20 protein-coding genes are annotated in these 24,799 nt (G+C 65.2%); 10 read left to right on the forward strand and 10 right to left on the reverse strand.

The features are described 5' to 3' along the window. The first annotated feature begins 28 nt into the window (after window positions 1–28). The 4 genes from AC0L23_RS16740 to AC0L23_RS16755 all read left to right on the forward strand — a co-directional run bounded on the left by AC0L23_RS16740 (window position 29) and on the right by AC0L23_RS16755 (window position 8,742). Entirely contained in the window at window positions 29–6,478 is a 6,450-nt protein-coding gene (locus AC0L23_RS16740; protein WP_473357165.1) for an amino acid adenylation domain-containing protein, read from the forward strand. 141 nt (window positions 6,479–6,619) lie between these two features. Next, window positions 6,620–6,790, forward strand: a complete 171-nt coding sequence (locus AC0L23_RS16745) for a hypothetical protein (protein WP_162847227.1) — start codon at window positions 6,620–6,622, stop codon at window positions 6,788–6,790. A 243-nt stretch (window positions 6,791–7,033) separates the two neighbouring features. Further along, complete coding sequence (locus tag AC0L23_RS16750) at window positions 7,034–7,765, forward strand: 4'-phosphopantetheinyl transferase family protein (RefSeq protein WP_018455684.1); 732 nt, start codon at window positions 7,034–7,036, stop codon at window positions 7,763–7,765. Beyond that, window positions 7,762–8,742, forward strand: coding sequence for an LLM class flavin-dependent oxidoreductase (locus AC0L23_RS16755; RefSeq protein WP_085357886.1), 981 nt, complete (start codon window positions 7,762–7,764; stop codon window positions 8,740–8,742). The genes AC0L23_RS16750 and AC0L23_RS16755 overlap by 4 nt, the downstream gene beginning before the upstream one ends. A gap of 138 nt (window positions 8,743–8,880) precedes the next feature. Here AC0L23_RS16755 and AC0L23_RS16760 read toward each other — a convergent pair whose 3' ends face one another. The 3 genes from AC0L23_RS16760 to AC0L23_RS16770 form a co-directional block, all read right to left on the reverse strand. Continuing rightward, on the reverse strand, window positions 8,881–9,906 hold the full coding sequence (locus AC0L23_RS16760) for a histone deacetylase family protein (protein WP_018455686.1): 1,026 nt from the start codon (window positions 9,904–9,906) through the stop codon (window positions 8,881–8,883). Between the two features lie 126 nt (window positions 9,907–10,032). After that, a complete protein-coding gene (locus AC0L23_RS16765) occupies window positions 10,033–10,974 on the reverse strand; it encodes an SMP-30/gluconolactonase/LRE family protein (RefSeq protein ID WP_026233001.1) in 942 nt (313 codons plus the stop codon). Then, the gene (locus AC0L23_RS16770) at window positions 10,931–13,003 is read right to left on the reverse strand and encodes a PQQ-dependent sugar dehydrogenase (protein WP_085350474.1); all 2,073 of its coding nucleotides are present in this window, start codon (window positions 13,001–13,003) and stop codon (window positions 10,931–10,933) included. The genes AC0L23_RS16765 and AC0L23_RS16770 overlap by 44 nt, the downstream gene beginning before the upstream one ends. A 206-nt stretch (window positions 13,004–13,209) precedes the next feature. On the opposite strand from AC0L23_RS16770, the gene AC0L23_RS16775 reads away from it, so the two are divergent. The 3 genes from AC0L23_RS16775 (at window position 13,210) to AC0L23_RS16785 (ending at window position 15,446) form a co-directional block, all read left to right on the forward strand. After that, a complete protein-coding gene (locus AC0L23_RS16775; protein ID WP_007606355.1) occupies window positions 13,210–13,443 on the forward strand; it encodes a DUF6894 family protein in 234 nt (77 codons plus the stop codon). A 9-nt stretch (window positions 13,444–13,452) separates the two neighbouring features. Next, complete coding sequence (locus tag AC0L23_RS16780) at window positions 13,453–13,629, forward strand: hypothetical protein (protein ID WP_162847226.1); 177 nt, start codon at window positions 13,453–13,455, stop codon at window positions 13,627–13,629. Window positions 13,630–13,856: 227 nt separating this feature from the next. After that, window positions 13,857–15,446 carry a gamma-glutamyltransferase family protein gene (locus AC0L23_RS16785; protein WP_085357884.1) on the forward strand — a complete coding sequence of 530 codons (1,590 nt, stop codon included), beginning with the start codon at window positions 13,857–13,859 and terminating at the stop codon, window positions 15,444–15,446. Between the two features lie 2 nt (window positions 15,447–15,448). Here the strand turns inward: AC0L23_RS16785 and AC0L23_RS16790 are convergent, their stop codons facing one another. The 4 genes from AC0L23_RS16790 to AC0L23_RS16805 are packed head-to-tail and all read right to left on the reverse strand — an operon-like array spanning window position 15,449 to window position 18,918. After that, window positions 15,449–16,735: an NAD(P)/FAD-dependent oxidoreductase gene (locus AC0L23_RS16790; RefSeq protein ID WP_085357882.1), complete on the reverse strand. Its 1,287-nt coding sequence runs from the start codon at window positions 16,733–16,735 to the stop codon at window positions 15,449–15,451. Window positions 16,736–16,747: 12 nt separating this feature from the next. Continuing rightward, window positions 16,748–17,479 (reverse strand): amino acid ABC transporter ATP-binding protein, encoded by a 732-nt coding sequence (locus AC0L23_RS16795; RefSeq protein WP_018455692.1) that lies wholly within the window; start codon window positions 17,477–17,479, stop codon window positions 16,748–16,750. After that, complete coding sequence (locus AC0L23_RS16800; RefSeq protein WP_018455693.1) at window positions 17,476–18,129, reverse strand: amino acid ABC transporter permease; 654 nt, start codon at window positions 18,127–18,129, stop codon at window positions 17,476–17,478. The genes AC0L23_RS16795 and AC0L23_RS16800 overlap by 4 nt, the downstream gene beginning before the upstream one ends. A 30-nt stretch (window positions 18,130–18,159) precedes the next feature. Then, window positions 18,160–18,918, reverse strand: a complete 759-nt coding sequence (locus AC0L23_RS16805) for an ABC transporter substrate-binding protein (RefSeq protein WP_018455694.1) — start codon at window positions 18,916–18,918, stop codon at window positions 18,160–18,162. Between the two features lie 180 nt (window positions 18,919–19,098). Between AC0L23_RS16805 and AC0L23_RS16810 the strand changes: the two genes are divergently transcribed. After that, a complete protein-coding gene (locus AC0L23_RS16810) occupies window positions 19,099–19,755 on the forward strand; it encodes a helix-turn-helix domain-containing protein (RefSeq protein ID WP_018455696.1) in 657 nt (218 codons plus the stop codon). A gap of 106 nt (window positions 19,756–19,861) precedes the next feature. On the opposite strand, the gene AC0L23_RS16815 is transcribed toward AC0L23_RS16810, so the two are convergent. Together AC0L23_RS16815 and aptA are read right to left on the reverse strand one after the other, a co-directional pair. Further along, window positions 19,862–21,127, reverse strand: coding sequence for a D-amino acid dehydrogenase (locus AC0L23_RS16815; RefSeq protein ID WP_085350328.1), 1,266 nt, complete (start codon window positions 21,125–21,127; stop codon window positions 19,862–19,864). Between the two features lie 69 nt (window positions 21,128–21,196). Further along, on the reverse strand, window positions 21,197–22,525 hold the full coding sequence (gene aptA, locus AC0L23_RS16820) for an omega-aminotransferase AptA (RefSeq protein ID WP_085350327.1): 1,329 nt from the start codon (window positions 22,523–22,525) through the stop codon (window positions 21,197–21,199). 149 nt (window positions 22,526–22,674) lie between these two features. On the opposite strand from aptA, the gene AC0L23_RS16825 reads away from it, so the two are divergent. Together AC0L23_RS16825 and AC0L23_RS16830 are read left to right on the forward strand one after the other, a co-directional pair. Next, window positions 22,675–23,223, forward strand: coding sequence for a cupin domain-containing protein (locus AC0L23_RS16825; RefSeq protein ID WP_473357166.1), 549 nt, complete (start codon window positions 22,675–22,677; stop codon window positions 23,221–23,223). Between the two features lie 140 nt (window positions 23,224–23,363). Beyond that, complete coding sequence (locus tag AC0L23_RS16830; RefSeq protein ID WP_018455699.1) at window positions 23,364–23,516, forward strand: hypothetical protein; 153 nt, start codon at window positions 23,364–23,366, stop codon at window positions 23,514–23,516. 42 nt (window positions 23,517–23,558) lie between these two features. Here the strand turns inward: AC0L23_RS16830 and AC0L23_RS16835 are convergent. Next, a partial coding sequence (locus AC0L23_RS16835; protein ID WP_473357167.1) for a xanthine dehydrogenase family protein molybdopterin-binding subunit occupies window positions 23,559–24,799 on the reverse strand: 1,241 nt, incomplete at its 5' end.

The following is a 24,799-nucleotide window of genomic DNA, read 5'->3' on the forward strand; positions in this document are numbered from 1 at the left end:
AGCCCAATCGGATCAAAAGGGAACGGAATTGTCGGACGCCACACGCCCAGCCCCGCGGGAAGCGAGCACGACGGCCGAAGCGAAGATATTCGAGGATATCGGCGGTCTTCTCGATTTCCATGCCCGCAAGATGCCGGTGGCCCCCGCCCTCCTCGCCCCCGGCCAGCCGGTCCTCAACTACGGCGGGATTGGCGCGCGGACGCAGGATCTCGTCCGCACGCTGCGCGGGCTCGGCATCGCTCCTACCGACCGCATCGCGGTTGCGTTGCCGCGCGGTGCCGACAGCGCACTGGCCCTGATCGCGGTAGCCTCGAGCTGCGCTTGCGTTCCCGTCAATCCCGATCTGACGGCGGACGAGCTGCAACGCTATTTCAGCGAATTGAAGCTGACGGCGCTCGTCACCCGGGCCGACACGAACTCGGCGGCCCGCGATGTCGCCAAGGCGCTCGATATTGCGGTGATCGATTTCGTGCCGGGGCCGCAAGACGATCTCGGCGGCTGCGCGTTGGTCGGGCCGGCGGTCGGACCGGCGAGCAGCAGCGGCGCCTCGCGCGGCGACGACGACGCGTTCATCCTGCTGACCTCGGGCACGGCGGCGCGACCGAAGATGGTGCCGCTGACGCATCGCAATGTGTGCCTCTCCGCCTACAATGCCGGCCGCGTGCTCTCGCTCGCGTCCCACGATCGTCTGCTCAACGTCCTGCCGCTGTTTCACGCCCATGGTTTGATTTCCGGCCTGCTGACGGCGCTGGCCGCGGGCTCCAGCGTAGTCTGTACCGAGGGTTTCGACGCAGCCTCCTTCTTCGGCTGGATGCGGCAGCTGCGACCGACCTGGTACACGGCAGTGCCGACCATCCATCGCGCGCTGCTGACGGCGGCGGAAGCCAACCCGGATCTTGCCCGATCGTCGTCGCTGCGCGTGATCCGCTCCGCCTCGGCCTCGCTTACGCCTGCGATCCTCGACGGGTTGGAGGCGACGTTCGGCGTTCCCGTGCTCGAAACCTACGGCATGACGGAGGCGGCCTCGCAGATCGCGGCCAACCCGTTCGAGCTGCGCAAGGTCGGATCGGTCGGCCGCGCCGCGGGCCCCGAGATCACAATCATGGACGAGACGGGCCGCGCGCTCGCCAGCGGCCAGCACGGCGAGATCATGCTGCGCGGACCCAACATGAGCCGCGGCTACTATAATGACGAGGCGGCGACGCAGGCTGCCTTCCGCGACGGTTGGTTCCGGACCGGCGATCTCGGCTATCTCGATGCCGACGGCTATCTCTTCATCGTCGGCCGCATCAAGGACGTCATCAACCGCGGCGGGCAGAAGATCTCGCCTCTGGAGGTGGAAGAGGTTCTGCTCAGCCATCCGGCGGTGCTGGAGGCCGGCGTGTTTGCCGTCCCGCACCCGAAGCTCGGCGAGAACGTCGCCGCAATCGTGGTGCTGCGGCCGAATTCCGAGGCGACTTCGGACCAGTTGCGCCAGTTCGCCCGGAAACGGCTCGCGGCCTACAAGGTGCCGAGCCTGATCCGCAGCGTCGCGACGCTGCCGAAAGGCGCCAGCGGCAAGGTCAAGCGCAATGCGCTCGCCGAATTGATTGGAACGGACGGCGGCGAGGAGGAGGCCCGTCTGCCGCGCAACGCGCTGGAGACCGAGCTCGCCGGGATCTGGGCCAATCTGCTGGAGCTGCCGCAGGTCGGGGGCGATCAGGACGTCTTTGCGCTCGGTGCCGACTCGCTCGCGGTGACGCAGATGCGTTCGCGCCTGCGCGAACGCTTCAATGTCGATTTCTCGTTCGAGGACGTTTTTGATTGCGCCACGGCCGCCGCGCTTGCGGCCCGGATCGAGACCGCCGCAATCCATCGCGAAACGATGCTACCGGCCTGGCGCCAGGCCGGGGAAGCAGACGCGCCGCTGTCGTTCCAGCAGCAGCGGATGTACGTGCTCTCGCGGCTCGACCCCACGCGCTACAATTATAACGTCGTCGAAGTCGCGCTCCTCAAGGGTGGGCTCGACGTCGCCGCACTTTCTGCGAGCCTCACCGCCGTATCGGCGCGCCATGAGGCGTTGCGGTCGGTCATCGTCGAACGCGAGGGCGAGCCGGTGCAGCTTGTGCTGCAATCGCCACCGCGGTTCGAGCGGATCAAGCTCAAGCCCTGCCCCGCGAACAAGCGGGTCGCTGTTGTCAGGCGCGAAGCACTCCGGCTCGCGCAACATCCGTTCGACCTTGCGAACGAGGCACCGCTGAAGGTCACGCTGCTCTCGTTCGACAAGAGCAGCCATGTGCTGGTGGTCAACGTCCACCACCTCGTCACCGACGGCTGGTCGCAGCGGCTGTTCTGGGAAGAACTCGCCGTCCATTATTCGGCAGCGCGCAAGAACGACGTGACGGCACTGCCTTCGCCCGCCTTCCAGTACCGCGAGTTTGCGCTCTGGCAGCAGAGCTGGGCGCAGACGCCGGCGGCCAAGGAGCAGCTCGATTACTGGCGGGTGCAACTGGACGGCGTCACCACGCTGCCGCTGCGAACCGACCGCCCAAGGCCGGAGGTCTGGAGCGGCCACGGTGCCCGTCACTATCTCGAATTCTCCAAAACCCTGTCGGCCGACCTGCGCGCGCTGAGCCAGAACCAGGGCGTCACGCCCTTCATGACCCTGCTCGCCGTGTTCCAGTGCCTGCTGTTCCGTCACACCGGACACGAAGATGTCGCGACCGGATCGCTGATCGCCAACCGCAATCAGATCGAGAGCGAGCGCCTGATCGGACTGTTCGCCAACACCCTGATCCTGCGCAATGATTTTGGCGGCGATCCGAGCTTCGGCGACATGTTGCGCCGGGTACGGCAGGTCACGCTCGATGCCTATCGCAATCAGGATCTCCCGATCGAGGAAGTCCTGCGCTCGCTTCAGATCGCACGAAGGACGGACGGCAATCCGCTGTTCCGGATCATGTTCATCCTCCAGAATGCCTCGATCGAGGCGGCACGATTCTCCGGTCTGTCGACGCGGCGGATCGAGATCGATCCAAAAGTGGCGCGATTCGACATCACGCTCGAACTGGTCGAGGCCGACGGCCGTTTCACCGGCTTCTTCGAATACGCCACCGATCTGTTCGACGCGGCGACGATCGAGGGCATGGCCGCTCAGTTCAAAACCCTGCTCAAATCCGTCATCGCCGATCCAGAGCAGCGCATCTCCCGCCTGGCACTCCTGACCGAGGTCGAACGCCGGCAGCTGCTGGCGCAGGGCCGGGGCGTGCCAGCCAATTTCGTCGCGCGCGGCAATTTGAGCGAAGGTTTCGATCGCCAGGTCAAGAAGACGCCGAACGCGATCGCGGTGTCGGACGGCCGCACATCCCTGAGCTACCGCGAGCTGGCGCGCCGCAGCCAAGCGGCTGCGCGCTGGCTCACTCTCGAAGGCGTCGGCGCCGAGGCCGTGGTCGCCTTGCTTGCAGATCGCGGGCCCGACCTGCTCGCCGCGATGATCGCCGTGCAACGCGTGGGCGCCGCCTTCCTCAATCTCGATCCCGACCAGCCGCGGGAACGGCTCGCAACCATCCTCGGATCGAGCGGGGCCCGCATGCTGCTGATCGGACGGGCGCAGTCATCCATGGCGGAGGCGCTGCTCGAACCGCTGGTCGAGCGCATCCAAATGGCCGAGCTCGAGGACGCGATCGCGCCAGCGTCGGCCAAGCCGGCCCGCGCAAAGCGGCGCGCGGCGTCGAGCCTTGCCTATCTCATCTACACCTCCGGGTCCTCCGGCGCGCCCAAGGGCGTCATGATCGAGCAGCGCGGGCTGTCAAACCATCTGGCGTCGCTCATCTCCGAGCTGAACCTCTCGTCCCGGGACGTGATCGCGCAGACCGCGCCACAGAGTTTTGTCATCTCGGTGTGGCAGTTCCTCGCGGGGCCCATGGTCGGCGCGCGCATCCACATCTCCGGGACCGCGATCGTGCAGGACCCGATTTTGCTCGCGCGCGAGATCGAGCGCGAGGGCATCACGGTGCTCGAGATCGTCCCGTCGCTGCTGCGCGTGATCCTCGATCGCATGGACGAGGCACAAATCCGACGCGCCTTTGCGAGGCTGCGCCTTCTGATCTCGACGGGCGAACCGCTGCCCGTCGATCTCTGCAAGGCCTGGTTCGCCCGCTGTCCGAAAGTGCCGCTGATCAACGCCTATGGTGCGTCGGAATGTTCCGACGACGTCTCGCTGCATCGCCTGACCAAGGCGCCGGCGACCGACATAGGCCATGTCCCGGTCGGCGCGCCGCTGCCGAACATGCAGCTCTACGTGCTCGACGCAAACCTGCAGCCGCAGCCGGTCGGCGTGACCGGCGAGCTCTGCATCGGCGGCGCCGGTGTGGGCCGCGGCTATGTCAACGATCCCGCGCAGAACCGGCAGCGCTTCCTGCCCGATCCGTTCTCGCGCAAAGCAAGCAGCCGGCTGTACCGGACCGGCGACCTCGCCCGCCGCCGTGCCGACGGCACGATCGAATGCCTCGGTCGCGCCGACCATCAAGTCAAGGTCCGCGGCTACCGTATCGAGCTCAAGGAGATCGAGAACGCGCTTGCCGACCATCCCAGTGTGCGCGCCGGCATCGTCGAGCCGCGTCGCGAAGCGAGCGGCGATGTCAGGCTGATTGCCCATATCGTCGCAAGATCCGGCAGCCGGAGCAGCGCCAGCGAGCTGCGCGATTTCCTGAAGAGCCGGCTGCCGGACCATGCCATCCCGTCCGCGTTCTTGTTCCTGGATCAGGTGCCGCTCAATGCCCATGGCAAGATCGATCGGACCGCGCTGCTGGCGCCGGCGCAGCAGGAAACGTTCGAACCGGATGCGGCCGTGCCGGCGCGGCGCTTCACCGAAAAGGTGCTGTCCGACATCTGGATCGACCTGCTGAAGGTCGAGAGCCTCGGCGTCACCGACAATTTTTTCGACCTCGGCGGCCATTCGCTGCTGGCGGGCCAAGTCATGGCGCGGGTCGCTCGGGCGCTCGGCGCGTCGCTGCCGATCAAGACCATCTTCGAGGCACCGACGATCGACGAGCTTGCCCGGCGGGTCGACGAGGTCGTGGCGGCAAAGCCGCGCAAGCCGGCTGCAAGTTTTGCAAGGCTGGCTGGCGCGAGCCTGGCCGAAGGCAGCCCACCCACGCTCTCGATCGCGCAGGACCAGATGCTGCGGATCGAGCAGAATCTTCACGGACTGCCGCTGTTCAACCTGCCTTTCGCTTTCCGCCTCCAGGGGCCGCTGAATCCGGCCGCCCTGGCGCAGGCGATCGACGACATCGTGCGCCGGCACGAATCGCTGCGGACTCATTTCGGCTGGAGCGGCGGGGAGCCCGTCAGCCGCATCGCCGCGCCCGGCGCCCTCGGCCGTGTCCTGAGTGTCGAGACGATCGGCGACGGTCAGCCCCACAATAACAAGCGGCGCAAGGCGCTGGAACTCCGCAAGATCAATCTCCTGATCGAACAGGAGACCTATGTCCCGATCGACACCACGCGCGCGCCGCTGCTGCGCGCCCGGCTGTTGCGGCTCCACGATGGCGATCACGTGTTGCTGCTGACGCTGCATCACGCCGTCGTCGATGGCTGGTCGATCGGCGTGATGTTCGAGGAATTATCCAACCGTTATGCGGCGCTGGCCGGCTATCGGTCGGTGCCGCTGCCGAAACCGCCGCCGGCCTTTGCGGACGTGGCGCGCTGGCAGCGCTGGTGGTGCGGCACCGATGCCGCCCGCCGTCAGGCGGCCGACTGGACCGAGAATTTGCGCGGGGCGCCTCCCCTCTTCGAGGGCGAATCAAGCCCGGGCCCGTCCAGGGGGCACCATCCGGTCAGTCTCGAACGTGAGCTGATCGGCCGGCTCGCGGCTTTCGGCGGCCAGCATAATTGCACGCTCTTCATGTGCCTGCTGACCGGCTTGAAGGCCGTGATGCTGGCGCGGACCGGCCGCGACGACATCTCGATCGCCACCGCCATGGCCAATCGCGCCCAGCCGGACACCGACCGGATCGTCGGTCCGTTCGAGAACACGGTGATCGTTCGCACCAAAATCACGCCGGAGCTGTCGTTCGCGCAGGCCGTAGTCCGGGTCCGCCAGAGCGTGCTTGACGCGCATGCGCGCCAGGAGCTGCCTTTCAACATCCTGGCCGATCATCTGGAGCAGGAGGGGGTCAATCCAGCCTCGCTGCTCCAGGTCTATTTCACCCTGCAAAATCCGCTGCGCCAGCCGCTCGATCTGCCTGATCTCACGACAGGATCGATCGGCAACATCGCCCGCGAAGGCCAGCCGGTGCTGCCGATCGACCAGACATGGCTGTCGCTGATGCTCAAGGAGCGGCCGACGGGAATCACCGGTTCGTGCAATTACAAGAGCGAGCTGCTCGACGGCGCTACGGTCGGCCAGTGGATGGAGGATCTCGTCGCGCTGCTCGCGGCCGCCCTCGCCCAACCCAACACACCGCTCGGCCGATTGCTCAATCGCAGGGCGGCATGACCGGCCGTACATCACGGACGAATACGGGGTCACTCGTCAAAGCTGTGAACGACCAAGTTGCATCTTGATTATTTGGCGCCATCGCGCAAGATTATTCTCGCGTTTTGATTTGGACGAGTATTTTCAACCGGGGAGTTCGTTATGGGTTTCATCAAATTTACCAAGGGCACCTCGTTGAGCGACAAGGACCGCAAGGCCCTGCAGAAGTTGCTCGGCGCCGAGAAGAAGAAGCTGCAGTCCGCGCTGAAGGACGTCGACGCCAGCATTTCGATGTTGGGCGGCTCCAAGAAGTCCAAGAAGAAGAAGACGTAAGACTCGTCGGCCGACGCCGCACGAATCTTCAGGCTTCAGTTTTCGGGCTTCATTTTTCACATTTGGCCGCTCGCGTGTCGAGTTGGGGTCTCGCACAAGCTTGCGCCCGTAAACCGGCCAGCAATCGACAAGGATTCGCCCGAGTGGACCGCTAGAAGCGGTCCGCTTAGTTGATTCTTGCTCAGCTGATTCTTCCGTCATGGCAGGGGATTTGGCCCCGGCCTGGCGCCATGGGCCCAATTGATGGCAGACGACAGAATTGAACTGTTTGTCGGATTGATCGAGAATTTTGACACGCCAGGTGCGATCGATACGTGCCGGCGCCTGCTCTCGGTCGACGAACGGGTACGAGCCGACCACTTCGTGTTCGAGCGGCACCAGCGACAGTATATTTTCGCGCACGCGATGTTGCGCCTTGCGCTCTCGCACGTCGCACCTGAGGTCGCACCGACCGACTGGTCATTTGCGGCCGGGCGTTACGGGCGGCCGTTTGTCGCATCACCCAGGACATCGAGCACGCTGCATTTCAGCCTGTCGCACGCCGACGGCTGCGTCGCCTGCGTCGTGTCGGGGCATGAGACCGTCGGCGTCGATGTCGAGACCGTGTCGCGTCGGGTGGCGCCGCTGTCGACCGCGCTTCGGTTCTTCGCGCCGGAAGAGGTCGAAACGCTGCGCAGGCTGCCGGAGCCCGCCGCGACCGAGCGCTTCTTCGACTACTGGACGCTGAAAGAAGCCTATCTGAAGGCCAGGGGTTTCGGCCTCAATTTGCCGCTCGACGCCTTCGCGATGCAGGTATCGCGCGAGGCCATCGAGATCAGCTTCAAGCCCGATATCCCCGACGATCCGCAAGGCTGGCGATTCCAGCTGATCTCGCCGTCGCCCTCGCATCGTCTCGCGATCGCGGACGGCTCCCGCGCCACCGGCGGCCTTCCCATCACCCGCAATGGATGGCCGCTACAGGAGGCGGCTGAATGACGCCGCGGCGGCTGCGCGTCTTTCCCGCGATTTCGCGCAACCGCGACCCCAAGAAATATGTCGACGAGCTGATGCGGGTGGCGCAGTTCGCCGATCGCAACGGCTTCGAAGGCATCCTGCTATTCGAAGGCAACGACGTGTTCGTCGAGCCCTGGGCGATGGCCCAGCACATCATCGGCGAGACGACCCGATCCTCGCCGCTGATCGCGGTCAATCCGGTCTACATGCACCCGTTCACGGCGGCAAAATTCGTCTCGTCCTTTGCGCAGCTCCACGGCCGCAAGGTCTATCTCAACATGATCACGGGGACGGCGGTCAGCGATCTGCAGGGGCTCGGCGACGAGCAGTCGCACGCCGATCGCTATGTCCGGCTCGGCGAATTCGTTGCGCTGATGCGCCAGCTGCTGGCAAGCCCGCGTCCGACGACTTTCGAGGGCCGGTTCTACCGCGCCAGCAACCTGCAACTTCGGCCGCGCCTGCCGCCGGAGCTGATGCCGGAATTTCTGGTCGCAGGCCAGTCCGAGCCGGCACAGCGCGTCGCAAAGGAGACCGGCTGCATCAAGATGCAGATGTTGCCGCCGGATCTCGACCGCGGCCTCGATGCGCCGGGCGTGAATTTTGGAATTTTCGCCCGCGAGGGACGCGACGAGGCGCGGCAAGCGGCAAAGGCGCGTTTCCGCGATAATGCCGACGATCGCGAGCTGCTCGCGCTCACCGTGGAGAACAGCGATTCCGTGTGGAAACGGCGCCTCTACGAGAGCCAGAGCGGCGAGCTCGCGGACAATGGCTATTGGCTGCTGCCGTTCCTGACCTTCCAGGCCGACTGCCCCTACCTCGTCGGCAGCTACGCGGAGATCGGCGCGAAGCTGAAGGAGTTTGCCGCGAAGGGGCTGACCACGATCATGCTCGACATGGTCGCGGACGAGACCGAGATGCAGCACGTCTGCAAGGCGCTCGCGGCAAGCGGGATGTTTTGAGTTGTGGATGAAGTCGACCTAACCATCCACATCGTCATTGCGAGCGTAGCGAAGCAATCCAGAGTCCCTCCGCGGAAAGATTCTGGATTGCTTCGCTACCCTCGCAATGACGGAGAATGATGGGCTACTCAGCGAGAATCAGCGCGCCTCTTCGAAGCCGGCCAGCACCGAGGTCAGGTTCGCGCCGAGGATGTCCGAGAGGTAGCCGCCCTCCTGCACGAACACGGTCGGCAGGCCCATCTTCGCGATGGCCTGTCCGATGCGGCGGAAGCCCGGCGTGGTGACGGCGAGACCCTTGAGCGGATCGTGCTCGGAGGCGTCGAGGCCGAGCGCGATGACGAGGGCGCCGGGCGCAAAGGACTCGATCGCCTTGCGCGCGACGTCCATCGCCTGGATGTAGCCGTCATCGCCGGTGCCGATCGCCAGGGGAATGTTGAGATTTGTGCCAAGGCCGGGACCTTCGCCGCGCTCATGCGCATAGCCCCACACGTAAGGATAATACGCGACGGGATCGGCATGGATCGAGACCGTGTAGACATCCGGCCGCGCGTAGAAGATTCCTTGCGTGCCGTTGCCGTGATGGACGTCGACGTCGAGGATCACGACACGCTCGTGCCTCTGCCGCAGATGCGCCGCCGCGATCCCGCTGTTGTTGAGGAAGCAGAAGCCGCCGGCCATGTCGCGATAGGCGTGATGGCCGGGCGGCCGGCAGAGCGCATAGGTCGCATCCTCGCCGTCCATCACCATCTGTGCCGCGGTGACCGCGACGTCGGTCGCAGCGCAGGCCGCAGCCCAGGTGCCCGGGCCGATCGGCGCCGCGGTGTCGGCGGTGTGCCAGCCGAGCTTGCCGGTGATATGGGTGGGATAAGTCGCGGCATGGCGCACCGGATGGATATTGCCGATCATCTCCGGGCCGGAATCGCCGAGCGCGGTCCAGGCCTCCCAGGCCTCGCTCAGGAACGACAGATATTCCGGACTGTGGATGCGCGCACGCGGTCCCTGCCCGAATGTGGTCGGCTCGACCAGTTGATGCTTGCCGTCCTTGAGCCCTTTGAGCAGGCGGTCGGCACGTTCGGGCTGCTCGGTGGTGCGCTTGACCACACCGCGAACCAGGAAGAATTGCGGATCGTGGCTGCGATGCAGCTCGGTATGGACGGCTTTCACTCGAACACTCCGTGGTCGCTTTGAGGGTGCCACAGATGTCTAAATCCCCGCGGCGGCGAGATGCAAGCAAGAAGAATGCCGCCCCTGTCGCACCGCCCTGCGCCGGAAGCAGATCCCTCGTGAAGCTCAGCAGCGCCCGCGCTGAAGGCAGTGCTCGCGGCCCTGCTGGTCGGTGCGGAAGGACTCGACGAAGCCGCCCTGACGCTGAGTGACGAAGATCGTCTTGCCGTCGTGGCCTCCGAAGGCGAGGTTGGTCGGCTCCTTGGCTCTCAGCGTGATCTCCCGCTCCACCGCGCCATTGGCCTTCATCAACGTGATCGTGCCCTTGAGGATGCGCGCAACATACAGACGGCCAGCGATGTCGGTGCGCAGGCCGTCGACAGTGTCGGGCTGAAATGCCTTGACGAGTCTTGGACTGGTGAGCTCGTTGCCGGCGACCGTATAGGACCAGATCTGGCCGCTGCTGGATTCCCCGACATAGAGCGTCTTGTCATCAGGGCTGAGATCTATGCCGTTGGTCGTGCCCATCGCGCGCGGCGCCGACATCAGCTGTCCCTGCACCGTTCCGTCGGCTCCCTTCGCGATGCGCCAGATGTGGCCTTCGCGACCTTTCCAGTTCGGATCGCTCGCGTAGATCGTGCCGTCGCGGGCGATGGTGATGTCGTTGGGCTGGTTCATCTCGTCGGAGTGAAACCAGATGGCGGGCTCGGTCGATCCCTTCGGGATCGCGAAGATGTTGTGCTTCTTGTAGTCGGCGATGAACATGGTGCCGTCGCGCGCGAAGCGGATGGCATTGCCGACGCTGCCCTCGGGCAGCGCCGTGAACGGCTCGGACGCCGTGCCGCCGACGGGCAGCTTGCCGATGGTGCCGGGCTTGCCGAAATTGACGACGAAGAGATTGCCGTCGAGATCGGCGGCCGGCCCTTCGATGCCGAACGTGTATTCGCCTGATGGCGTCACCTGCACGCTTTCGAACAGTTTCGTTTCCGCTCGGGCCGGTGCCGTCGCAAGGACGAGAACAACGCTACTGCACAGGCACCAGAAATTCCTGCCGGATGTAATAGCCATCGCCGTCGCTGCACTCGCCATTCAGATAGGCATCGGCCGGTCGGAAGAAGCGGCTGAAACCGGGTTTGTCTACAGCGTTCCTTTGTGTCACGACGACGACCTTGGCAGCCGGTATTTCGCCGCATTCCTTGTTCGTTTTGCCAAAGAACTTGCGCTGCGGCGGGCCGGACTTGATCCGCATCCGGATGCCTGGAACCATTCTTGACACCAGCAGATCCGCCGTGTCGAGCAGGCGCGTGTAACCGGGTTCGGCCTTCGGCAGGCCGTCGCCACCCGGCGGCATCAGTTTCTCCGCGCCCAACCCACGAAGCCGCGTGCGCAACTTTCCGGAATCGGGATCGCCAGGATAGATCCAGCCATCCTGCGACAGCATGAAGCGAAGCACCGTCGCGTCCTTCTGAGCGTCCGATAGGCCCGGCTTCAGGCCGAAATCCGAGTGACAGCCGACGCAGTGCTTTTCGACGAGGCCCTTGCGCAAATTGGTGAGCCGGACGCTGTTCTGCGCGTCCCTGGCCACGAAGACCGCCAGTTGCTCGATCAGCGCCTGGCTACGCACGTCGCAGGGCAGCGGCGACGGCGCATCGCCCGCGGCGCGGTCGATCCGGATCACGGTCTGGTTCTTGTCCTCGACCAGCCAGATTGCGCCGTCCTCCGCGACCGTCATGCCGACCGGCGCACCTTGCGGCCGCGCGCCGTTGACGCGGTGCCAGCCTGCGATCAGCTCCTCGAACGGCGCGGCGGCGACGGCGCCGGCCTCGGTCTGAAAGCTGTGGGTCGGATCGGCCGCGCAACTGACATGATAGCGTACCGGCGCCGGGGCGGGCTTCGGGAAGCCGTGATCGTCGACGTCATAGACGATGACGCGGCTGCCGGTCGGGCGATAGCCATGCAGGCCGACCAGCAGCTTGCCCTCGAGCTCCGGAAATTTCGCGCCGCGATAATAGAGCATCGCGAGCGGCGCGCCGTGCGGCGGCAGCAGCGAGAACGGCGCCTTGTAGAGAGCGTTGGCGGTGCACAGCGATTTGTAGACCCCCGACCGCAATACGATCCTGAATTCGAGACTCGGCGTCGACAAATCGTAGCAATAGGGCCAGCCGTAATGCCTGCCCTGCTCGATCGCGTTGATCTCCTCGTTCGGCTTGAAAATGTCAGGCAGGTCGCGGCCGTTCTCGCCTTGCAGGAAGGCATAGCCCGCATCAGGGAAGTTCGGATGCAGCGCCAGCGCCATCGAGTTGCGCAGGCCGCGCGCATAGACACCGTGCGGCGGGTCGGGTTCGCCAGGCTTCAACGCCGGGAAGATACCGCCCGGGGGCGGCGTGAACAGCCAGATCGACGCCATTGCGGAAACGCCCTCGGCCGCCGCGCAAGGTCTCGTGATCGGCGCCGGCGTGATGCAGTCGTCGCTGTGCGAGCCGACATTGACGAACAGCCGGCCGTTCTTATCAAAGACAAACTGCTTGAATGGATGCGCGCTCTCGTCGAGCTTTTTGCCGTCGGGCAATGTGATCCGGCGGCCGGGCATGTGACGGACGACGGTCTCGACCGTGTCGCGCGGATTGTCGGCGAGCGGATCGAACCGGAAGATCGTCTCCGCGCTCGAGGCATAGAGCTTCTTGTCCGGGCCGATCGCGAGGCCGAACGGATATTCGATTGCAGTCAGCAACTCCTTGAACCGCTGTCCCTGGGGTGCCCGCGGGTCGAGCAACAGCAGCCGGCCATCGGTATGGCCCCAGCCCGCCATGTCGGCGACCACGAACAGGTCACGACCGGGCACCTGGATGATCGAGCGCGGGAATTTCAGCCGATCCTCCTCGCTGGCGACGAGGCCAGCGCAAAATCCCGCCTTCATGTCGATCTGGATTCTGGGAAAGGCGAGATCGGCGCTGCCGCAGGTCTCCGTGCCGATCGCATAGCCGCTCTTGCGGACCGGTTCTGATGAGCCTACCGAGGCGAGGGTCAGGAGGACCACCAAGGCGCCCGTGCATGCGCGCAGGCTTCGGCTTTCACGCCAAAATGTGAGGTGGTTCACGGCGCCTCCCGGACGTTCCGTCCAGGGTTGTTCCATGCCGCGGGAACGCCGTCCAGTTGATCAACACCCCCTTGTGATCAAACCAGCAGGGGGCTTGGCGCCGACCAATCTCCGTAGATTCCCTTACCGGGCTCGACCCGAATGTTTCGCGAAGGCTTGGAATGGTATCGGTTTGCCGTCCCAATCGCTCCCAATAGGAGACGCATATGGTCCAGGTCTATTTTCACTGCTCCAACTTGGACGGCACGCTGATCGATCGCAGCGGCACAGCCGTGACCAACCTGACCGAGGCGCGCGACCGTGCCGCCCAGATCATGAACGCGATGATCCTGACGCCCGGCGCTGAGGATTGGCGCGACTGGGTAATCCATGTCAGCGGCTCCGACGGCGAGGAGATCTTCGACCTCCCCTTCACTGCCATGCTCGGCAAGCCGCACTGAGGTGATGCCATGTTGCTCGCGTCACTGACCCTGTTCCGCCAGCCCCTGAACTTCATCGCCAGCAAATGGCTGACGCTGATCCGGATCGCGGGCAATCCCTACCGCCCCGAGCTCCACTACATGCGCGGGCCTGGCCCGAAATGGCACGCCAGGTATCAGGCCAGCCGGCTGGATCGCGCGCGCTGAGCCCTGCGGCTTCCGCTTCCCACTGATCGGTCTCATAACTCGTCATGCCCGGGCCTGTCCCGGGCTTTCTCGTCTTGGCATCTACGTCTTGCCGACTGCGCCACCCCCGCTGTTACACACCAGCCATGCCGCGTCGCCCTTTCGATGTTCTCGATGGGGGCGATGTGCCATTCTTCGCGGAGCTCAGCGCAACGAAGCCAAACCGAAGACAGCACACAGACATCATCATGCCGCACCAGTTCAGCCACACCCAAACCGTCCGCAAGCCCGCCGTCACATCCAAAGGCGGCATCGTCGCCGCGCAATCGCGGCGGGCGGCCGAAGTGGGGGCGCAAGTGCTGGCGGCGGGCGGCGACTGTGTGGACGCGATCGTCGCCACCACCTTCGCGCTTAACGTGCTGGAGCCCTGGAACAGCGGCATGGGCGGCGGCGGCGCGATGGTGCTCTACCGTGCCGCGGAAAATCTCTACGAGGTGATCGACTACGGCATGTGCGCGCCGCAAAGCCTGCGCGCCGCCGACTATCCGCTCAGCGGCGAAGGCGCGGCTTCCGACCTGTTTCCCTGGCAGCGGGTGAAGGACGACCGCAACATCCACGGCCCCGGCTCGATCGCCGTGCCCGGCGTCGTCGCCGGCATGGAGGAGGCGCATCGCCGTCATGCCAGGCTGCCGTGGAACGATCTGGTCGCGCCGGCCGTCGCCCTCGCCGGCGAAGGCCTGCTGGTCGATTGGTGGACCACGCTGACGATCGCGGCATCGGCGTCCGATCTTCGGCGCTATCCCGCGAGCGCGACAACGTTCCTGAAGGACGGCCTCCCGCCGAGCGCGCCGTGGGGCATCAAGTCCGAGACGCGGCTGCCGCTGGACACGCTGAAGGCGACACTGGCGCACCTCGCCGACGCCGGTCCGCGCGATTTCTACCAGGGCGACCTCGCCAGGAGCATCGCGTCCGACATCAAGGCTGACGGCGGCGCGCTGTCGGTGGAGGACCTCGCCGCGTTCCGAGCCCATCTGCGCGATCCGCTGGCGATCCCCTATCGTGGCGGCAACGTGTTTGCGACGCCGGAACTCACAGCCGGACCGACAATGGCGCATGCGCTGCGCCTGTTGCAGCAGAACCTGAAGCCGGGAAGCGCGCCCGACGCGGCCGCCTATGCCGAATATGCCGCCGCGCTGCAATCGGCCTATCGCGAGCGGCTCAAGGATATGGGCGATGCCGACGGCAAGCGCTCGCTCGGCGCGGAATATCTGGCGCCCGCCTGCACCACGCACTTCTCCGTGGTCGACCGCCACGGCAATATCGCGGCGGTGACGCAGACGCTGCTGTCATCCTTCGGCTCGAAATACGTCACGCCGCACACCGGCATCGCGATGAACAACGGCATCATGTGGTTCGACCCGAAGCCAGGCACCACCAACTCGCTCGCCCCTGGCAAGCGCTGTCTCACCAACTACACTCCCGTCATCGCCGAGGCCAAAGACGGCAGACGGCTCGCGGTCGGCGCCTCCGGCGGTCGCCGCATCCTCCCGTCGGTGATGCAGATCGTGTCGTTTGCGATGGATTTCGGCATGGATCTCGATGCCGCGATCCACCAACCGCGCATCGACGCCAGCGAAGGCGCCATCGTGATCGGCGATACCAGGCTGCCGGCGGACACACGCGAGGCGCTCGCGGCGCGATTCGACTATGAGGAAGCGCGGGTGCAGTCCTTGCCGCAGAAGTTCGCCTGCCCGAGCGTCGTGATGCGCGACGGTGACACCAATTCCGGCGCGGTCGAGATCTTCCAGCCCTGGGCCGACGCGGTGGCGGAGGGCTGAGCCTAGATCCCCAACCGGTCGCGCAGGCGACCAGCGATCACTGCCGTCGTCACGCCGACCGGCCAGAAGGCATGCATCGGGATCGGCTTGATGCCGGTGACGGGCATGTCGAGCTCGGCCTTGGCGCCGCCGATCAGACGCCTCGCGAGCTGCGCGCCCATCGCGGTCGAGAGCGCGACGCCGCGACCGTTGCAGCCGAGCGAGATCAGGATGTTGTCCGCGGGCTCGTGCACATGCGGGTAATGATCCGCGGTGATGGCAAGCCGGCTGTTCCAGCCATGGGTCCAGGCCACGCCCTTGAGCTGCGGCCATAGCCGTTCGGCGTATCGCATGAGATAGGCGACGTCGCGCGGCGAACTGATCCAGCGCATCGGGCCGCGGCCCCCCATCAAGAGGCGGTTCTGCTGATCGATGCGGTAATAGACGGTGATGTGGCCGCTCTCGTAAAGGACGGGACGCGCCGGCATGATCGAACGGGCCACGTCGTCAGAGAGCGGGGCCGTGGCCGCGATCGAGGAAAACACCGGCACGATGGTGCGGCGAAGCGCCGGCCAGAGATCGTCGGTAAAACCGTTGGTCGCGAGCAGCACCTTGTCGGCATGCACCACCGCGCGCGGCGTCTCGATGCGCCAGCGGCTGCCCTCGCGACGGAGTGATAGTGCGGGTGTTTCGCCATACACCTTCGCGCCCGCGGAGATCGCGGCGCGCGCGAGGCCGCGGGCATAGCTGAGCGGATGCAGATCGCCGCCGCGGATATCGAGCATGGCGCCGATGTAGCGATCCGTGCCCGTCATCTCGCGCAATTGCTCGCGATTGAGGTACGACACCGGCATGCCACGGGCGATGCACTGCTGTGCGGTTGTCTCGATCGCGGCGGCGCTGGCCTCGTTATAGGCCGCGCGCAGCGTGCCGTTCTGCCGTGCTTCGCACGGGATCTGGTAGCGGCGGATCAAATCGTGGGTGAAGTTCGTCGTGCCGTAGGAGAACGCGACCATGCGGCGGCCGAGCTCAGCGCCGAAATCCGCCTCGATCTGATCGGGATCGTGCTTCAGTCCGGGATTGGTGTGACCGCCATTATTGCCGGATGCGCCCCAGCCCGGCTCCTGCGCCTCCAGCACCAGTGCCTCGACACCCTGCTCCGCCAGATGCAACGCGGTGGACAGGCCGGTGTAGCCACCGGCGATAATGGCGACCGAGACCGTCTTGTCGGTTTCGAGCGGCGGCGTGGCCACCGGCGCAACGGCGGTGTCGGCATAGAGAGACGGCGGCAGAGGCAGGCGCGTGGTCATGGCGAAGACCGGTCAGAGCGGATGCAGCACGCGGCGCAAAAAGTCCTGCGTGCGCGGATGCTGGGGTTGATTGAGCAGCGACTTGGCCGGCCCCTGCTCGACGATGACGCCGCCGTCGATGAACAGCACGCGGTCGGCGACGTCGCGGGCAAAGCCCATCTCATGGGTGACGACGACCATGGTCATGCCGTCGTCGGCGAGCTTGCGCATCACGCCGAGAACGTCGCCGACCAATTCAGGATCGAGCGCCGAGGTCGGTTCGTCGAACAGGATGGCCTTGGGCTGCATCGCCAGCGCCCGTGCGATCGCGACGCGCTGCTGCTGGCCGCCGGAGAGCTGAGGCGGATGCTCGTTGGCTTTCTCGGCAAGGCCCACCTGGGCGAGCAGCGCGCGGCCACGCTCGAATGCGGCAGCGCGTGGCTCCTGCTTCACATAGAGCGGACCTTCAACCACGTTCTCCAGCACCGTCCGGTGCGGAAACAGATTGAAGCGCTGGAACACCATCGAGACCTGGGTGCGGACTTTCACGATCGACGGCGCGTCGCGGTCGACCTTCAATCCCTCGACGCTGATCTCGCCGCGGTCGTAGCTTTCGAGACCGTTGATACAGCGCAAGATGGTGGACTTGCCGGAGCCGGAAGGGCCGACGATGCAGACCACCTCGCCCTTCTGGACGGACGCCGTGATGCCCTTGAGCACCTCGTTCGCACCGAAGCTCTTGTGGACGTCGGTCAACTCGATCATTTCTTGCCGGCCCGCTTCTCGAAGTGACGGACCAGCAGGATCAGCGGAATGCTCATGGTGAGATACATCAGCGCGACAAGCGTGAACACGTTGGTGTTCTTGAAGGTCGAGGACGCGATCAGCTTGCCCTGAAGGGCGAGCTCGGCGACCGTGATGGTCGAGGCCTGCGAAGAGTCCTTCAGCATCATGATCATGACGTTGCCGTAGGGCGGCAGCACGATCCGCACCGCCTGCGGCAGCACGACCCGGCGCATGGTCAGCCACCAGCCCATGCCGATCGATTGCGCGGCCTCGATCTGCCCTTTGTCGATGGCCTCGATGCCGGCGCGGAAATTCTCCGCCTGATAGGCCGAGTAGGCGATGCCGAGCCCGAGGATCGCGGCCTGCAACGCGGACAGGGTAACGCCGAGATCGGGCATCACGAAATAGAGGTAGAACAACAGCACGATGATCGGAATGCCGCGGATCACGTTGATCAGGCTGGCGCTGAGCAGCGACAGGACGCGGATGCCGGAGACCCGCATCATCGCCCAGACGAGGCCAAGAACCGTCGAAAGCAGCAGCGAGCCGATGGTGACGACGATCGTCAGCGCGACGCCGCTCATCAGGATCGGGAAGAATTCGGCCGCGTCGTGCCAGAAGCCTTTCATCGATCAGCTTTCATCGATGGCCTCTGCCGATCAACCCTGTGCCTTCAGACCCCATTTATCGAGGATCTTGTCGATGGTGCCGTTGGCCTTCAGCTTGGCGAGCGAAGCGTTGATCTTGCCGAGCAGCGCGGCCTCGCCCTTGCGCACGCCGATGCCCACCGAACCGACGGTGACGGGCTTGTAGCCATCGACCAGGCGCACCTCGGGGAAGCCGCCCTGCTTCAGATTGTAGGCGAGGATCGGATAGTCGGCGTAACCGGCCTTGAGGCGGCCGGTGTTCACGTCGCGCAGGATGTCGGGGATGGTGTCGTAGGCCTTGACATCGGCGAACAGGCCGGACTTCTTCAGCGCGTCGACGAAGGCGGTGCCGACCTGAGCGCCGACCGTCTCGCCCTTCAGATCGTCCTGGGTGGCGTAGGCCTTGGTGTCGCTCTTGGGGACCACGAGGCCTTCGCCATAGGTGTAGATCGGGTCGGAGAAGTCGACGACCTCCTTGCGCGGCGCTGTGATGAACATCGCGGCCGCGATGATGTCGATCTTGCTTGATGTCAGCGACGGGATCAGGGCCGAGAACTGCATCGGCTCGATCTGCACGTTGAAGCCGGCATCCTTGCCCACTTCAGTGACGAGATCGACCATGATGCCCTGGATGCTATTGGTCTTGGTGTCGAGGAAGGTGAAGGGAATGCCTGTCGGCGTCGAGCCGACCTTCAGCACTTGCTGCGCCGAGGCCGGCGCTGCTGCGGCAATCGCGAGTGCCGCGAGCGCGGCCAGACCAAAACGCTTCATCGCATCCCCCTTGGGCCCGACCGATGGCGGCGCTCGCAAACCTCGTCATCGCAGACGTTGCGGGCAAAGCCGTTTCGGCCTATTTTCACCAATATGAAAATTTGGTCACACTTCTGCGGCCGATGCAAGTGGTTTTCATGCACATGAAGGAAGCGGTTTGACGTGAGCGGTGGCAAGAGAATGCACAGGCCGGCCGCCGCAAAGCCGGTGAAGAAGGTGAAGGTGAAAGCCTCCGCCCGGGCTATCGCCAAAGCGGCCGAGCCGGCGATGGATGTTGCGGTCGGCCGCCGCATCCGCGATCTCAGGCGCATCAGGCAATTCTCGCTCGAGACGGTTGCCTCGCGCACGGAGCTGTCGATCGGTTTCCTCAGCCAGATCGAGCGCGGACTGTCGTCGCCGTCGCTGCGCGTGCTGGCCACGCTCGCCGACGTGCTCGGCGTCGGCATCGCCGCGCTGTTCGGCGCGAGCCCGAACGCCGACGGTGCACCAGATCAGGTGGTCACGCGCGGACTGCAGCGGCCCGAGCTGAAGCTCTGGCGCACCGGCGTGTCCAAGCAGTTGCTGAGCCCCGCCAGCCCCGACAACCGGCTCAACCTGTTCCTGGTGCATCTGGAGCCGGGCGGCTCCACCGGTGACGAGCTCTACACCCATGACGGCGAGGAAGCCGGCCTCGTTCTCGAAGGCGAGATGATGCTGACGGTGGACAGCGAGACGTGGTCGCTGAAGACGGGCGACAGTTTTCGGTTTGCAAGCCGTCGGCCGCACCGGTTTTCAAATCCAGCCAATGACGCGAAGGCGGTGGTGCTGTGGGTGAATTGCGTGACGGGGACGGCGTAGCGCAGCCGTCATTGCCAGCGAAGCGAAGCAATCCACATTCTCACCGCGGAGACACTCTGGATTGCTTCGTCCCGAGAGCTCCTCGCAATGACGGGAGGATAGAGTCTTAGCCAAACCGGTACTTGTACCGGTCCACTGTCAGCGCACTCACATCAATGTCCGGCTTTTTGCCTGACAGCATGTCGGCGAGCACGCGGCCGGAGCCGCAGGACATGGTCCAGCCTAGCGTGCCATGGCCGGTGTTGAGGTGAAGGTTGGCGTATTGCGTCGGGCCGATCACGGGCGGGCCGTCCGGCGTCATCGGGCGCAGGCCGCTCCAGAACGTCGCCTTGGAGAGATCGCCGCCTCGCGGGAACAGATCGGTCAGCGAGTGATCGAGCGTGGCGCGCCGCGCACCATAGAGCTGGCTCGAGAAGCCGGAGATTTCGGCGGTGCCGCCGACGCGGATGCGATTGCCGAGGCGCGTGATGGCGACTTTATAGCTCTCGTCCATCACCGTCGATTCCGGCGCGCCGGAAGCGTCCTTGATCGGTACCGTGATCGAATAACCCTTCACGGGATAGACTGGCAGCGAAATATCGAGCGGCGCGACCAGCCGCGACGACCAGCTTCCGAGCGCGAGCACGTAAGCGTCTGCCTGCAACATCCCAGCGCTGGTCGCGACGCCGCTGACGCGCGCCCCGTCGGTGACGATGCGGTCGATGCCGGTATTGAACATGAAGCGCACGCCGAGCGCTTCGGCATGCTTGGCCAGTGCCTGCGTGAACATGTGACAATCGCCGGTCTCGTCCTGCGGCAAGCGTAGTCCGCCCGCGAACTTCTCCTTCACGCCCGCCAGCGCCGGCTCGGCCGCGATGCAGCCCTCACGGCTCAGCACCTCGAACGGCACGCCGTATTGCTTGAGCACGGCGATGTCCTCACCGGTGCCGTCGAGCTGGGCCTGGTAGCGAAACAGCTGCAGCGTGCCCTGTGAGCGCTCGTCATATTGAATGCCGATGTCGCGGCGCAGGTCGCGCAGGCAATCGCGGCTGTATTCCGCGATCGGAATCATCCGGCTCTTGTTGATCGCGTAGCGTTCGCTGGTGCAGTTGCGCAGCATCTTGAGCAGCCAGACCCACATCACGGGATCGAGCTTCGGCCGGATCACCAGCGGGCCGTGCTTCATCAGCAGCCATTTGACCGCCTTCACCGGGACGCCGGGACCGGCCCACGGCGAGGAATAGCCGGGCGACACTTCGCCGGCATTGGCAAAGGAGGTCTCGAGCGCCGGTTCGGGCTGACGGTCGACAACCGTCACCTCATGGCCGGCACGCGCGAGGTAGTAGGCAGAGGTGACACCGATGACACCGCTGCCGAGGATCAGAACTTTCACGCTTGGTCAAACTCCCGCGGCATCACGCTCGCCGCTGCAAGAGGAACTCGGCAACGGCGAGAGCAATTATCAGGCCACCCGCTTGATGGCATCGCCGAGGATCGACACGATATCGTCGATGTGGCTCTTCTCGACGATGAGCGGAGGCGACAGCGCAAAGCTATCGCCGCTCATGCGGAAGTACAGCCCGCGATTGAAGCAGTCGACCATGACGTCGTAGCCACGCACGCCGACGGTGCCGTCACGCGGCGACAGCTCGACCGCGCCCATCAGGCCGCAATTGCGGATATCGACGACGTTGGGCAGGCCCTTCAGCGAATGCAGCGCGTCGCGCCAGTATTCAGAGATCGAAGCACCGCGCGTCAGCAGGCCTTCATCCTTGTAGATGTCGAGCGTCGCGATGCCCGCGGCGCAGGCGACCGGGTGCGCCGAATAGGTGTAGCCGTGGAACAGCTCCATCGCGTTCTCCGGGCCGACCATCAGGCCGTCGTGAACCTTGCGGCTCGCAAACACGGCGCCGCAGGGAACGGTGCCGTTGGTGATGCCCTTGGCCGTCGTCATCATGTCAGGCGTGACGCCGAAGAAGTTGGCGGCGAACGGCGTGCCGAGGCGGCCGAAGCCGGTGATGACCTCGTCGAAGATCAGGAGAATACCGTGCTTATCGCAGATGTCGCGCAGGCGCTGGAGATAGCCCTTCGGCGGCGGCAACACCGCGGTCGATCCGGGCACTGGCTCGACGATGACGGCGGCGATGGTCTCGGCGCCATGCAGGGCCACCAACCGCTCGAGATCATCGGCGAGCTCGGCGCCATGCTCGGGCTGATCCTTGGCGAAGGCGTTGCGGGTGAGATCGTGGGTGTGACGGATGTGGTCGACGCCCGGCAGCAGGGTCGCGAAGGCGCGGCGGTTGGCGACCATGCCGCCGACCGAGGTGCCGCCGAAGCCGACGCCGTGATAGCCGCGCTCGCGGCCGATCAGACGGGTGCGGCTCGCCTGGCCGTTGGCGCGGTGATAGGCGAGCGCGATCTTCAGCGCGGTGTCGACCGACTCGGAGCCGGAATTGGTGAAGAAGATGCGATCGAGGCCCTTCGGCGCGATCTCGGCCAGACGCTCGGCGAAGTCGAATGCCAGCGGATGGCCCATCTGGAACGACGGTGCGAAATCCAGCGTCATCAGCTGGCGCTCGACGGCGGCGGCGATCTGCTTGCGGCCGTGGCCGGCATTGACGCACCAGAGGCCGGCGGAGGCGTCGATCACCTTGCGGCCGTCGACGGTGGTGTAGTGCATGCCCTCGGCCGAGGAGAACAGGCGCGGCGCCTTCTTGAATTGCCGGTTGGCCGTGAACGGCATCCAGAACGAGTCGGTCTTGATGGTGTTCGGAATCTGATGAAGGGTCACGGGCCACGCTCCTTTGCTGACCTGCTACCAGAGGCACGGCTTGAAAAGCGCAACAAGTCCTTTTCTGAGAGGCTGCAAGCCATTGATTTAACTGGGGCTGCCGGTCCATATTTGCGCGATCCGCAACACCTGCAACACGGGACAGGGACATGAGCGTCGATATCGGTGGACGGCTGCGATTCATCCGGGCGCGCCAGAAGCTGTCGCAGCGCGAACTCGGCAAGCGCGCCGGCGTCACCAATTCGACGATCTCGCTGATCGAATCCAACCAGATGAACCCGTCGGTCGGCGCCCTCAAGCGCATCCTCGACGGCATTCCGATGGGGCTCGCCGAATTCTTCGCGCTGGAGCCGGAGAGCCGGCGCAAGATATTTTACCGCGGCGAAGAGCTGACCGAGGTCGGCAAGAAGCCGATCTCCTATCGGCAGATCGGCGACAATCTGTTCGGTCGCAGCCTGCAGATTCTGAAGGAGCGCTACGAGCCCGGCAGCGACACCGGGCGCGTTCACCTCGTCCATGACGGCGAGGAAGGCGGCATCGTGATCTCGGGAAAGCTCGAAGTCACCGTCGAGGACGAGCGCCGCATCCTCAATCCGGGCGATGCCTATTACTTCGAGAGCCGGCGTCCGCATCGCTTCCGCTGCGTCGGCGGCAAGCCGTGCGAGGTGATCTCGGCCTGCACACCGCCGACATTTTGAAGTTATCCGCGATCCTACGGAGCCACCGGTATCTTACGGAGCTTGAGCCATCTCAATTTCCGCAGCCTGATCCTCTATATATTTCGAGCCATAGCCAAGCAGCCTCCGCTTTCCGGAGCCGCTTCGTAACAGGGCTCGCTATGAAGATCACGCTCGCAAATGCAGAGGCCGCACTCGATGAAGTGCAGCGCGACAACGACAAGCTCCATTCGGAGGAGCTGCGCAAGGCCATCGCGAACTACATCGAGTCGCAGCGAGAAGCGCTCAAGGCTCTTCGCAAGAAGCTGCACTAGCAGGCGGAGAGCGAGACGGCCTCGCCCGCCGCTGCTTAAAGGCTACGTCAGCAACTCCTCGATCCGGATCGGGAAACGGCGGACACGGACGCCCGTCGCATGCCACACCGCGTTGGCAACCGCGCCCGCACTGCCGGTGATGCCGATCTCGCCGACACCCTTGATACCGAGCGCGTTCACGTGCGGGTCGTGCTCATCGACCGTGATCACGTCGAGCGGCGGCACGTCGGCATTCACCGGGATATGGTACTCGCCGAGATTGGCGTTCATGATCCGGCCCGTGCGGCGGTCGGTGATGGCTTCCTCGTGCAACGCGAAGGACAGGCCCCAGATCATGCCACCGAACAGCTGGCTCTGCACCATACGCGGGTTGACGATGCGTCCCGCGGCGAAAGCGCCGACCATACGGGTGACGCGGACCTGGCCGAGCTCGGGATCGACCTTCACCTCCGCGAACACCGCGCCATGGGCATGCATCGCATACTCCTCCATTGCCGCCGGATTCGGCGCGCCGGTGCCACGCGCCTCGACCTCGGCCACGCCTGCGCGCGCGAGAATCTCGGCGTAGCTTTCGCCGCGGCTCTCGTCGTCGCGCCGGATCAACCTGCCATCGCGCGCGATCACCCCGGCATTGCCGGCGCCAAACAGCGGCGAGCGCTCATCGTTGGTGGCGAGATCGGCGAGTTTTGCAATCACGGCGGCGCCTGCGCTGTGGATCGCGGCACCCGCGGTTGCCGTGTGTGCCGAGCCGCCGGCGATGCCGGCATCGGGCAGGTCGGATGAACCCGCCTTGAACTCGACGCGGTCGATATCAAGCCCCAGTTCGTCGGCCGCAATCTGCGCCAGCGCCGTCCAGGCGCCCTGCCCCATGTCATGCGCGCCGATTTCCATGGCGCCGGAGCCGTCGCGGCGAAGCACTGCGCGTGCCTCGGCCTGGAACATCAGCGCCGGGAACGTCGCGGTGCCCATGCCCCAGCCGACCAGAAGGCCATCGTCGTCGCGCATCTGCCGCGGCTGGAGCGATCGCTTCGCCCAGCCGAAGCGCGCCGCTCCCTGCTCGTAGCAGGCGCGCAATGCCTTGGACGAGAACGGCTTGCCGGTGATGGGCTCAACCTCGGCATAGTTCTTCAGACGAAAGGCGAGCGGATCGATGCCGCAAGCCCACGCCATCTCGTCGATAGCGCGCTCTAGCGCGCTCGAGCCGGGGGGCGCGCCGGGCGCGCGCATGAACAACCGCGGGCCGGGGTTGACGCGCCCGGCATGATGCGAGGTGCGGGTAGCGG

The organism is Bradyrhizobium sp. MI1.4, from assembly GCF_055811315.1.